This window comes from Flavobacteriales bacterium (assembly GCA_021739695.1).
Classification (GTDB): domain Bacteria; phylum Bacteroidota; class Bacteroidia; order UBA10329; family UBA10329; genus UBA10329.
The window spans coordinates 102,981-115,754 of record JAIPBM010000009.1 but is presented as its reverse complement, the minus strand read 5'-3'; the positions used below and the strand labels follow the sequence as shown (position 1 = coordinate 115,754).

Sequence of the window (12,774 nt, the reverse complement as noted above, 5' to 3'; positions counted from 1 at the left end):
TAGAACCCGATATGTGCGGCATTACAGGAACGTATGCGATAACCGATAAAGGCAAGGAATTCCATTCCAAGCTCGATGCCGCCATTGCAACGATGGCGCTCCGCGGTCCAGACGGTAGTGGAAAGTACGTTGAAGGCAGCGCAGCCTTGGGGCATTCACGTTTGGCAATCATCGACACATCTGCTTCAGCCAATCAACCATTCACCGATGCAAGCGGACGTTTTACAATGGTTTTCAATGGTGAGATATTCAACTACAAGGAAGTTGAAGCGCAACTGACCAATTTCAAACCAAGAACCAGTTCTGATACCGAGATTCTACTTCAAGGATATGTTCAATGGGGCGAAAAGGTATTGGATAAATTGAACGGCTTTTTCGCGCTAGCAATTCACGATAAAGAAACTGATGAGTTGTTTTTAGCTCGTGACCGAATGGGCATCAAACCGCTGTTGGTTTATCAAGATGCGGATGTATTGGTTTTCGGAAGTGAAATGAAATCGTTGATGGCTTTCGGAATACCGAAAGTGATTGACGCAGATTCGCAGTTTCTGTATCATCAGTTCAATTACACGCCTTATCCAGAGACGATTTTCAAGAATGTGCTTGAGTTGGAACCTGGAACTTGGATGAAAATTCGAAGTTCGGAAGTTCTAAGTGGGGCATTTTGGAGCATTCCAAAACCAACAGCTCCGAAAACCGACATGTCTTACGAGCAAGCGCAGCAAAAACTGCGCGAGTTGATGGAGAAATCCGTTCAGCGAAGGATGATTGCGGACGTACCGCTGGGTTCATTCTTGAGCGGTGGAATTGACAGTTCCATCATAGCTACTTTGGCAGCCAGACAGACCGATAAACTGAATACGTTCTCTATCGGTTATGCCGATGAACCGTTATTTGACGAAACACATTACGCTGAAGCTGTCGCGAAAAACATTGGTTCGAACCACACGGTTTTCAAGCTCACCAATGATGATCTGTATGCAGATTTGCATGATGTATTAAACTACATCGACAGGCCTTTTGCAGACTCCTCTGCCCTGCCCGTTCATATCCTTTGTCGCCATACCAGAAAGCACGTAACCGTTGCCCTTTCTGGTGATGGTGCCGATGAACTTTTCAGCGGTTACAATAAGCATGCAGCTGAGTTCAGGGCACGGAATCTAGGAATGAAAGAACAACTAGTTGCAGCGTTGAAACCGCTTTGGTTCTTACTTCCTGCTTCAAGGAATTCGAGCATTGGAAATCGCGTCAGACAATTACAGAAATTCAGCGAAGGCGTTTCGCTTGTCGCGAAGGATCGATATTGGAATTGGGCGAGCTTTATGTCTGAAAAGGACATTCAACGCTTAATGTTCAAGGTAAACGGTGAAGATGCCATTTTCCCCCTTTCAAAGGGGGTGGCGAGGTACGAGCCGGGGGATTTAAATAAACGAAAGCAAAAACTCACCCAAGAACTCGGCACAACTAACGACTTGGACGAAGTGCTTTACACCGATTTGCATCAGGTTTTGAGAAACGATATGCTCACGAAAGTAGACCTAATGAGCATGGCAAATAGTTTGGAAGTACGCGTTCCGTTCTTGGACCATGAAATTGTGGAATTTGCTTGTTCCCTTCCTGAAGAATACAAGATCACTTCCGCCATCCGAAAGCGGATTCTACAAGAAACGTTTCGAGCGGATTTGCCAGAAATGCTTTTCAGAAGACCAAAACACGGATTTGAGGTTCCACTACTCAATTGGTTCAAAGGAGAATTGAATTCACTTATAAACGAAGACCTTTTGAGCAAGAAACTCGTTGATGAGCAGCAACTTTTCAATTGGTCAGCGATTCAAACACTGCTCAACAAATTACACTCTAACGACCCTGGCGATTCCGCCACGCACGTCTGGAATCTGATTGTTTTCCAAACGTGGTGGAAAAGGTATATTCGCCACTGACCAATGCCAAGAATTCTTCGAATAGCCAACCGCTTTAACCTGGGCGGGCCAACATTCAATGTGGCCTATTTGACCAAATACCTTCCATCGGAATATGAAACGCTGCTGATTGGTGGCGATAAGGAAGAGAACGAAGCGAGTTCGAGTCACATACTTGCTGATTTAGGCATTAAGCCTGTCATAGTTCCAGAAATGCAAAGGGAAATTAGTCTGGGTGTTGATATGGCCGCTTACCGTGCCATTGAGAAGATCATTGACGATTTCAAACCTGATATCGTTCATACGCACGCTTCTAAACCTGGTGCCATTGGAAGATTAGCCGCGCATAATCGGAAGGTTCCCGTTATCGTTCATACGTTTCACGGCCATTACTTCCATTCGTATTTCGGTTCGCTAAAGACCAACATGTTCAAACAAATAGAGCGTTCGTTGGCCAAGCGAACTTCCAAGATTATCGCTATTAGCGACATTCAAAAGCACGAGCTTTCAATCGAACACAAAATTGCACCACCAGATAAGTTTGAGGTAATTCCACTGGGATTTGACCTTGATCGTTTCAGAACAGATACCGAATCAAAACGAGCTGCATTCCGAAAAGAATTCAATGTGCAGAATGATGAAATTGCGGTTGGAATCATTGGTCGTCTAGTGGATATAAAAGACCATAAATACTTCCTTCGATTGGTTCGGCACGTGCTCGACAATACGACCAAAAAGGTCCGCTTCTTCATTGTAGGCGATGGTGAAATGCGCCAAGAACTGGAAGCATTCTGTTCAGAAATCAGCATCCCATTTAATGCGTTTCCAGATTACAAACCTGAAGGTGTTCCGCTCACTTTTTGTTCTTGGAGAAACGATATTGACGCGATAAATGCAGGATTAGATATTGTAATTCTAACGTCAAAAAATGAAGGGACTCCAGTAAGTTTAATTGAAGCGCAAGCAAGCGGAACTCCGGTTGTCTCTACAAATGTTGGTGGCGTTGAAAACGTAGTTGACCATGGCATAACTGGTTTACTTGCCGAACCTACGGACGAATTAAAAATGGCCGAAAATCTCATGAGTTTGATTGAATCTGACGAACTGAGAAATGAAATGTCTGGTAAGGGCTGGAGCCACGTAGGAGAGCGGTTCCATTACAGTCAACTTACATCAAAAATGGACAGTCTCTACAAGCGGCTGTTGGAGAATGGCAAATAGCAGAATCAGCCTCGATTAATACTTACCTTTGCAGAAATCTAAGCTTTAGATGAGATACCGTTTTTTTGGCTTACTTCTCTTGGTTCTGTTCAGTTCTTGCGAACGGTATTTATACAGAGACAGGATGATGAGAATTGGTCCTGGTTTTGAATATTCTGATTTTTCGGAAATTCAAGAGACACAATACCGGATTGCTGCAAACGATCGAATTGCTGTTAGATTGATGACGAATGATGGGGCTGGCATGATCAATATTTCTGGCGGTGCTTCTGGTTCCGTTGGAGGAGCTACAGATCTTGAGATAAAAATAGAATCTGACGGTTTTGCGAAACTTCCATTATTCGGGAGAATTTATTTGGAAGGACTCACGATTCGCCAAGCAGAAATGTTAATTGAGGACAAGTTCTCAGAATTTTACAATAACCCATTTGTTCTTCTTGAGGTCAGCAACAAAAGAGTAATGATTTTTGCTGGTGCTAACACAAGTGTTGTAAGCTTAGTTAACGACAATACCACTTTGTTTGAAGTCCTTGCCATGTCCGGAGGTATTCCATCTCAAGGAAAAGCGAACAAAGTTAAGATCGTTCGTGGCGATTTGAGAAATCCAAGTGTATATCTCGTTGACCTGTCTACTATTCAAGGTATTCAAAGTGCAAATTTGGTGATGCAGGCAAACGATATCATTTATATCGAAACAAGAGGCAACTACGTTTCAAAAGTCTTGTCCGAACTTGCACCATATTTAGCAATTCTCAGTTCAGTTGTAAGTACTGTTGCCATCGTTACTAGACTTCAACAACTTGGACAATAAGAAGAACATATCGCTCATCAATGATGAGATAGACGTTGGCCTTCTGCTATCAATCACGCGGCAGAACATTCTGGCCATTATCATATTGTTCACTTTTTTTGCGTTCGTAGCGTTTCTCTATCTAAGGTTTACTCCTCCCGTTTATCAATCTGTAGCAACGGTTCAATTGGGACACGATGCCAGAACGAATGCGCTTCTTCAAACGAGTGATCTTCATAGTGAAACAATTCAACAGGAAATTGAACTGCTTCGTTCTCCAGTCTCAATCAAGGAGTCGCTGTCCAAACTTCCATTGGACATCAGCTATATGATAAAAGGTGAAGTTCTAAGTTCTGAGCTTTACCAAAGCTCTCCTTTTTCAATTACTTATTCAATCAAAAATCCTGAAATCTACAATCAACCTATAAACCTCACATTTATTGATAATTATCGAATTTACGTTGAATACAGCCTAAGTGATCAGACAATTGCACTTGAAAGTTCCCTTCTAGATTCAATTAACACGCAGGATATTGCTTTTCAAGTTGTTGTGAACAATTATGAAAGAATTCTTCAGAATCAAAACGAGGAACAGAATCAATTTTATGTGATTATTAACAGTGAAGAAACGTACCTAAATAGCTATTTAGGAAAACTTGAGGTTGAGATACTAAATGAATACGCGAAAACCATTAATGTTAAACTGAAAGATCATAATGCAGTTAAGGCCAGAGACATCGTGCAACAAATTGCAGAAGACTTCATTGAAGGCGATAAGCTACGAAAACAAGAGTCCGCAAATGGAATTCTGGAATTCATTGACGCTCAGTTAGCAAAGATATACGACCGATTATATGAGTCCGAAAACAACATTCAGTCATTCAGAAAAGAACACAAAATCAATGATAAGTCAGCCATCGAATCACGGGCTCTACCTTCTGTTGAAGGCCGCTTAAAAACGCTAGAAGATGAAGCTGTAGACCTAACAGTGGAACAAACGATCTTAAGTGAAGTAGAAGCTGAAATTGCTGAAAATGTCAATCTCGATGTTTACAGGCTTGTTTCTCTTTTGGCTGGCTCTGAACACGAAGGAATCATTGCGACCTCCTTAAAAAGCTTACAGGGAATGCTGCTACAGAAAGAGCAAGCACTGTACGTAGTTAAAGAAACCAGTGATCAGATCAAAGCGCTGAATTATCAAATTGGAATTCAAAAAAAACTGATAATTGAGAGTCTGACCTCCGTAAAGCAAAACATTAACAATCGGCTAACGGAGATTAACAAACAAATCAAGATCTACAAAAATGAGACGCTGGCTGAAGAGTCAACTTATGACGAGATTGAATATTCAAGATTGATGCGAATCTATCGCGTAAATGAAAGTTTTTATAATACACTCGTAGACCGAAAAGCTGAGTATTCCATTTCCAAAGCAGGTTATGTATCCAACAATCGTGTTTTAGAAACTGCGAACCTTCCAACAAACCCCGTTTTCCCCGACCGCAAATCGGTTATATCTCTAAGTTTTGTTGCAGCACTCATGTTAAGCATCGCTATTGTGCTATTTAAGTATCTGTTGTTCAACCAGATAACATCTATCCGCGACATTATAAAGCACATTGATGTTGCTGTTTTGGGAGTAGTTCCGAGATACAAAAAGGATATTCCCAACTCTCAACTGTTGGTTGACAAGAACCCTAAATCGATGATATCGGAAGCATTCCGATCCATCCGAACTAATCTTAAGTACATTTCTGCCGAAAGTGGGCAATCAAAACTAATATCCATCACATCAACCATTTCTGGGGAAGGCAAAACATTTGTGGCCATCAATTTAGGGGGAATAATTGCTTATGCTGGCAAGAAAGTAATCATCCTTGACCTAGACATGAGAAAACCGAAAATTCACCTTGGTTTCAACGTGGAAAATGACAAGGGCATGAGCACGCTTTTGATTGGGCAAGATGAAATTTCTGATTGTGTTAAATCAAGTACGTTAGAAAACCTTTATTTTATCACGGCAGGCCCCATACCGCCAAACCCTTCAGAGTTGATTATCAATGACCGAATGGATCTTGTAATCGGAGAATTAAAGAAATCCTACGATATCATCATCATTGATAACCCTCCTTGTGGAATAGTTACAGATGGTATCTTGAACATGCAAAAGGCAGACTACCCTATATATATTGCTAGAGCCAATTATTCCAAGAAGCCATTTATCGACAACATTTATCGATTAAAGCATGAGAATAAAGTGAGTAATCTTTCTGTTATCCTAAATGGTCAAGATACACAGCGCTCTGGTTATGGCTACGGCTACGGCTATGGTTACGGCTATGGTTATGGTTATGGTTATGGTTATGGTTATGGTTATGGTTATGGTTATGGTTATTACGAGGAAGATGAAGAAAAAGGACAAGGGAGCCTTTGGAAACGTCTTTTCCAGAAAAAATATGAATAACGAGAGTTGAATGAAATTAATTGAAACTGAGCTTAAAGACCTGTTTATTGTAGAAGCTAAAGTTTTTGATGACCCTCGAGGATATTTCTATGAGGCATTCAACAAGCAAGCATTCGAAGCTGATGGATTGGTTATGGACATTAAACAGACGAATATTTCGAAATCGCAGGGAGGAGTCGTCCGAGGATTACACTTCCAAAATCCGCCATTTTCTCAAGGGAAATTGATTCGCGTTTTGAAAGGCGCGGTATTAGATGTGGTAGTGGATATACGCAAGAATTCAATGACCTATGGCAAGCATTTTTCCATTGAACTATCAGAGGAAAACAAGAAAGCACTGTGGGTGCCTCCAGGGTTTGCTCACGGATTCAAAACCTTGATGGACGATACCATATTTTATTATGACTGTACCGAAGAATACAACCGAGATTCGGAAGGCAGCATATTATGGAATGACGCTGAACTCGGAATAGACTGGGGAATTCAAAACCCAATTCTTTCTGAAAAAGATTCATTGGCGCCTCGCTTTTCTGAACTGAATAGCCAGTTTTAATAATTACGTTGATCATGTCGCTCATATCTGAATAAGATGCTAAAACTAAACGCAGAACAGGTCCTTTGGGTTTACGCAGCATTCTTGGTCTGCGCCACATTGTTCTCATTCCTTATTAACGGCCTATTCTTGAAGTTCTCACGGAACTTGGGGGTAAAGGATCAGACAGAATCTATGGTCAGATGGAGTTCCACTTCCAAGCCTGCATTCGGTGGAATCTCGTTTTACATCATGTTTCTCTTCTCGATCGCTTGCTATTCAATTCTATTTGAGGCTGTCACTTACATCAACGACATTGTCCAATTTTTAGGAGTAATGGCTGCTTGCTCATTAGGTTTCGTTGTTGGATTGGCTGATGATGCGTACAACACGAAACCCTTTCTCAAGTTCTTTGCTCAGTTCAGCAGTGCGATTATTCTAATTGCAACTGGTACAAGCATCAACATTTCTGGAATCACTCCTGTAGACTATTTCCTAACCATTCTCTGGGTTGTTGGACTTATGAATTCCATCAACATGTTAGACAACATGGACGGGATTACGACAACGGTTTCCATTTCAGTGATATTGGCTGTGCTTTACATGCTATTTTCAAAAGGAGAAGTACTAAGCATCTACTTCATTACGCTTTTGGGCGTATTGGCAGGATTGCTTGGATTTCTTTACTACAACTGGAATCCATCCAAAATGTATATGGGCGATACAGGAAGTCAATTCCTAGGAGTGTTCTTGGCAGCAATCGGTATCCTATATTTATGGAACGGACATGCTGAGCCCGATTTCCGTATTCAAACAAAACAGTTCATTGTAGCGTTATTGGTATTCATCGTTCCAATCATTGACACGACAACTGTGACCATTAACCGACTTTTAAAAGGACAATCACCGTTTGTGGGAGGTAAAGATCATACAACCCACCATCTCTCCTATCTTGGACTAACAGATAGGCAAGTTGCGCTTTCGTTCTTCGGATTGTCTTTCTTATCAGTGATCTTTCTGATAATAATAGATCGACTCATTGCGCGTTGGGAATATATCCACTTTGGAATATTCCTCGCTTATTTTCTGATTCTGTTCGGATTTCTTTACGGAATTACACGCGTGAATAAAAGCAAGGAAAAACGTTGATCGAGATGAAAGAAACAACGCAACGCTTAGTTACAAGCATCGTGCTTCTGTTGACCGTTTTATTAGGTCCTCATCTATTCCTTTTCTCGAGCGATGACCACAAGAATGAGGATGAGAATTTTCAGGACCGCTTCAATGAGGATTACCGTGTTTATAGCGTAAATATTCCCGAAAATCTTGCCTTCTGTGGTGAGAAAGTGCCTGTAATTGATGAAGACGTGCACGAACGATTGGACCGTGAGTTACTGATCAACACGTATTGGCAGTCGAACACCATGCTTTATCATAAGCGTGCAAACAAGTGGTTTCCTGTTATCGAACCAATTTTAAAGGCCAACGGAATTCCAGACGATTTCAAATACTTGGCGCTGGTAGAAAGCGGATTGATGAACGTGGTTTCATCAGCTGGAGCAGTTGGATTTTGGCAGTTGCTAAAAACAACTGGGCAAGAGTATGGTCTAGAAGTGAATGAAGTAATTGACGAGAGATATAATGTGGTGAAATCGACAGAAGCAGCCTGCAAATATTTGAATGCCGCGTATAAACGCTATGGCAGTTGGACCTTGGCTGCCGCCAGCTATAACATGGGCATGAATGGGGTTGAGAGACAAATGAATCGGCAGGAAGCAAACAACTATTACGATCTTCTTCTGAATGATGAAACCAGTAGGTACGTTTTTCGAGTTCTTGCTGCCAAAGAAATTCACGAACATCCAACCAAATACGGATTTCACTATCGGCTTAAGGACCTTTACACACCGCAGCAAACCTACACGCTTGGTGTAGATACGGCCATTGCTGATCTGGCCAAATTTGCCCACGATCATAAAGCGAATTACAAGATTCTGAAGGTATTTAATCCGTGGTTGCGCGATACATATCTTGCCAACAAATCAGGTAGGCATTACGACATTCTTCTTCCAAAATCTGGCTATTACGATTTCACTTCCACAGAAATAGAATCGGTAATAGATAGCTTGAAATCATCTCAGGACACCTTACAATTGAAAGGCGGAGATGAGTGAGACTATTGAAAGTCAAGACAATTTTCTAGAGGTTTACGGTGCTCGGGTCCATAACCTGAAGAACATCGACATTAAAATTCCCCGCGATAAACTGGTAGTCATCACAGGATTGAGCGGCAGCGGCAAATCTTCGCTTGCTTTCGACACCATTTATGCAGAGGGCCAGAGGCGCTACATTGAAACCTTTGCATCTTATGCACGCCAATTTCTAGGAACGCTGGAACGGCCGGATGTGGATAATATCACTGGACTGAGTCCTGTCATTTCCATCGAACAGAAATCGACCAACAGAAGTCCGCGTTCAACGGTTGGCACGGTTACAGAGATCTATGACCTCGTTCGGTTATTATTTGCCCGAGCAGCAGTAGCCTACAGTTACAACACGGGCCAAAGAATGGTTAAGTATTCAGACGAAGAGATCATTCGCATACTTAAGTCAGAATTGGCCGATGCAAAAGTGCAGTTGCTCGCTCCGGTCATCAAAGGCAGAAAAGGACATTACAAAGAACTTTTTGTTCAGATAAAAAGGCAAGGATTTCAGAAAGTGCGTGTTGATGGAGAGGTGCTTGACCTTGATTCCGACATCAAATTAGACCGATATAAGGTTCACGATATAGAAATTGTGGTTGACCGATTGGTGATCGATTCGAAGAGTACCAAGCGTCTTTCAGATTCGGTGCAGATGGCCATGAAACATGGCAAAGGTTCGATGATGACATTGGAGAACGATTCGAACGAGGTTCGGTTTTTCAGTCGTTCGTTGATGTGCCCAACCACAGGCATTGCCTACGATGAACCAGCGCCAAACTTCTTCTCGTTCAATTCGCCTTATGGCGCCTGTAATAAATGCAACGGCCTTGGCACCGTGGCTGAAATTTCGGTAGATAAGATCATCCCAAACCCAAAACTCTCCATTGCCCGTGGTGGAATTGCCCCAATTGGAGAAGCACGCAGCAACTGGATTTTCAATCAGTTGGAAGCCATTGGGATAAAACATGAATTCGACCTGAAAACGCCCATCGAAGATATTTCTGAAGAGGCGCTGAACGTGATCCTTTATGGTAGCAGCGAAGTTTTCAAGGTGAAAGATGCGCATTCAAATGCCAGTAGTTATTCGCTGTCGTTCGAAGGAATTGTGAATTTCATCAGCAGACAGAACGATGAATCGGATAGCACTGCACTGCAAAAGTGGGCTTCGAGCTTTACTCATCTTAAAACCTGCCCTAGTTGCAACGGTGCACGACTGAAAAAAGAAGCACTGCATTTCAGGCTTCAGAGTAAAAACATTGCCGAGGTATCTGCCCTCGATCTTCAAGAACTCCAAAACTGGTTCACAGAACTGCCATCTACACTTGATGATAAGCAACTGATAATTGCCACAGAGATCATCAAAGAGATTCAAACACGGGTTCAATTTCTGTTAGATGTGGGCTTGGATTACCTCTCGTTAGACCGACCTGCACGCTCACTTTCTGGTGGAGAGGCGCAGCGTATCAGATTGGCCACACAAATTGGTTCGCAGCTGGTTGGCGTGCTCTACATTTTGGACGAACCAAGCATCGGCCTTCATCAACGCGATAATCAACGTTTGATCGATGCCTTGAAGAAACTACGCGATTCGGGTAATTCGGTCATTGTGGTGGAACACGATAAGGACATGATGGAAGCTGCCGACCAGGTCATAGATATTGGCCCCAAGGCTGGCATACATGGCGGACGAATTGTGGCACAAGGAACAGCCAAAGAACTTCTGAAACGCGATTCGCTTACGGCAGCTTTCCTTAATGGCGGTCATCTTATTCCAGTAAAGAAAAAGTTCCGAAAAGGAAGCGGCCACACGCTGCGTTTGAGCGGAGCCACAGGCAACAATCTGAAGAATGTTTCTGCCGAGTTTCCGCTTGGAACATTTATCTGCGTAACAGGCGTTTCGGGCAGTGGCAAATCAACCCTCATCAACGAAACCCTCTACCCTATTCTGAATAAGGCCATTTTTAGGGCAGAGAAAGAACCCATGCCATACAGCCGCGTGATTGGATTGGAGCATGTAGACAAGGTAATTGCCATTGATCAAAGCCCCATTGGCCGCACGCCAAGGTCCAATCCTGCTACGTATACAGGTGTTTTCTCTGACATCAGAAACCTCTTTGCCATGGTGCCAGAGGCACAGATAAGAGGCTACAAACCGGGGCGTTTCTCCTTTAATGTAAAAGGCGGTCGCTGCGAAGAATGCCAGGGCGCTGGCCTCAAGACCATCGAAATGAACTTCTTGCCCGATGTGCACATTCAGTGTCCTTCGTGCAACGGCAATCGATACAACCGCGAAACCCTAGAAATACGCTACAAAGGCAAATCCATTTCGGATGTGCTTGACATGAATATTGACGATGCGGTTGTCTTCTTCGAAAACATTCCTTCCATCCTTAAAAAGATAAAGACCATTCATGATGTGGGCCTTGGCTACATCAAGCTTGGACAGAGTTCCACTACCCTATCTGGTGGCGAGGCGCAGCGCATCAAGCTGGCTTCTGAGCTCAGTAAGCGCGATACGGGAAACACCTTCTATATATTGGATGAACCTACCACGGGATTGCACTTCGAAGACATCCGTGTGCTGTTGGAGGTGCTGAACCAATTGGCCGACCGCGGCAATACTGTTCTGGTGATTGAGCACAACATGGACATCATCCGCAGTGCCGACCACCTCATTGACCTTGGTCCGGAAGGTGGTAAGCGTGGCGGAATGATCCTCGAAACGGGCACGCCCATGCAACTTGCCAAATCTCCGAAAGGATTTACAGGACAGTTTCTGCGCAAGGAGCTGGAAAGCCTTGGGGCTCTTTGAGCTTAGAGGTTCTCGCAATAATTCTGACTTTTACACTATGACCGAAGACGACAATCGCATCAAACAAGCCCTTGAGTACAAGGACTGGAGTGAGATAAAGATCAAAGATTCGTGGCAGATCTTTAAGATCATGGCCGAGTTTGTAGAAGGCTTCGAGACCTTGGCACGTATCGGTCCCTGCGTTTCCATCTTCGGTTCGGCCAGAACAGAACCGCACAATCCCAATTACAAACTGGCCGAGGACATCGCTTATAAACTGTCACTTCACGGTTTTGGAATCATTACAGGCGGTGGACCCGGTATTATGGAAGCTGCCAATAAAGGCGCAAGGTTGGCCAACGGCAAATCTGTTGGTCTGAACATCGACCTACCATTCGAGCAGAAATCGAACCCATATATAGATATGGACAAACTCATCAATTTCGATTACTTCTTTGTGCGTAAACTCATGTTTACCAAGTATGCCCAAGGATATGTAGTGCTTCCAGGTGGTTTCGGCACAATGGATGAATTGTTTGAAGCACTTACGCTGATACAGACTGGCAAGATTGCCAAGTTTCCCATTGTACTTGTAGGTACGTCCTTTTGGAGCGGACTAATGGATTGGATCAAGCAGACCATGCACGAAAACGCGAAGAACATCAACGAAAAAGACCTTGATCTTATCCATCTTGTGGACACTTCTGACGAAGCCACAGCGGTGATCACAGAATTCTACTCCAAATACAGCATCAAGCCGAATTTCTAAACTCACGCCATTGTGCCGATGTTGAAAGCATCGAATGTTAAACCAACGTGAATTAGGAGAATTATTCTATTTTTACGCGCAATA

General features: G+C 43.0%; 9 protein-coding genes. All 9 read left to right on the top strand.

The features are described 5' to 3' along the window. Positions 1-11 precede the first annotated feature (11 nt). The 9 genes from asnB to K9J17_07745 all read left to right on the top strand — a co-directional run bounded on the left by asnB (position 12) and on the right by K9J17_07745 (position 12,690). The gene (asnB, locus tag K9J17_07785; protein ID MCF8276619.1) at positions 12-1,940 is read left to right on the top strand and encodes an asparagine synthase (glutamine-hydrolyzing); all 1,929 of its coding nucleotides are present in this window, start codon (positions 12-14) and stop codon (positions 1,938-1,940) included. Positions 1,941-1,943: 3 nt separating this feature from the next. Beyond that, complete coding sequence (locus tag K9J17_07780) at positions 1,944-3,140, top strand: glycosyltransferase (protein MCF8276618.1); 1,197 nt, start codon at positions 1,944-1,946, stop codon at positions 3,138-3,140. Positions 3,141-3,264: 124 nt separating this feature from the next. After that, positions 3,265-3,951: a polysaccharide biosynthesis/export family protein gene (locus K9J17_07775; protein ID MCF8276617.1), complete on the top strand. Its 687-nt coding sequence runs from the start codon at positions 3,265-3,267 to the stop codon at positions 3,949-3,951. Continuing rightward, positions 3,914-6,394, top strand: coding sequence for a polysaccharide biosynthesis tyrosine autokinase (locus K9J17_07770; GenBank protein MCF8276616.1), 2,481 nt, complete (start codon positions 3,914-3,916; stop codon positions 6,392-6,394). The genes K9J17_07775 and K9J17_07770 overlap by 38 nt, the downstream gene beginning before the upstream one ends. A 10-nt stretch (positions 6,395-6,404) precedes the next feature. Next, positions 6,405-6,947: a dTDP-4-dehydrorhamnose 3,5-epimerase gene (gene rfbC, locus K9J17_07765; GenBank protein ID MCF8276615.1), complete on the top strand. Its 543-nt coding sequence runs from the start codon at positions 6,405-6,407 to the stop codon at positions 6,945-6,947. A 36-nt stretch (positions 6,948-6,983) separates the two neighbouring features. Beyond that, on the top strand, positions 6,984-8,075 hold the full coding sequence (locus K9J17_07760; protein ID MCF8276614.1) for an undecaprenyl/decaprenyl-phosphate alpha-N-acetylglucosaminyl 1-phosphate transferase: 1,092 nt from the start codon (positions 6,984-6,986) through the stop codon (positions 8,073-8,075). Positions 8,076-8,080: 5 nt separating this feature from the next. Further along, the gene (locus K9J17_07755; GenBank protein ID MCF8276613.1) at positions 8,081-9,100 is read left to right on the top strand and encodes a lytic transglycosylase domain-containing protein; all 1,020 of its coding nucleotides are present in this window, start codon (positions 8,081-8,083) and stop codon (positions 9,098-9,100) included. Then, positions 9,093-11,942 (top strand): excinuclease ABC subunit UvrA, encoded by a 2,850-nt coding sequence (gene uvrA / locus K9J17_07750; protein MCF8276612.1) that lies wholly within the window; start codon positions 9,093-9,095, stop codon positions 11,940-11,942. Before K9J17_07755 ends, uvrA begins: the two co-directional genes overlap by 8 nt. Positions 11,943-11,979: 37 nt before the next feature. Further along, positions 11,980-12,690, top strand: a complete 711-nt coding sequence (locus tag K9J17_07745) for a TIGR00730 family Rossman fold protein (GenBank protein ID MCF8276611.1) — start codon at positions 11,980-11,982, stop codon at positions 12,688-12,690. Positions 12,691-12,774: the final 84 nt, after the last annotated feature.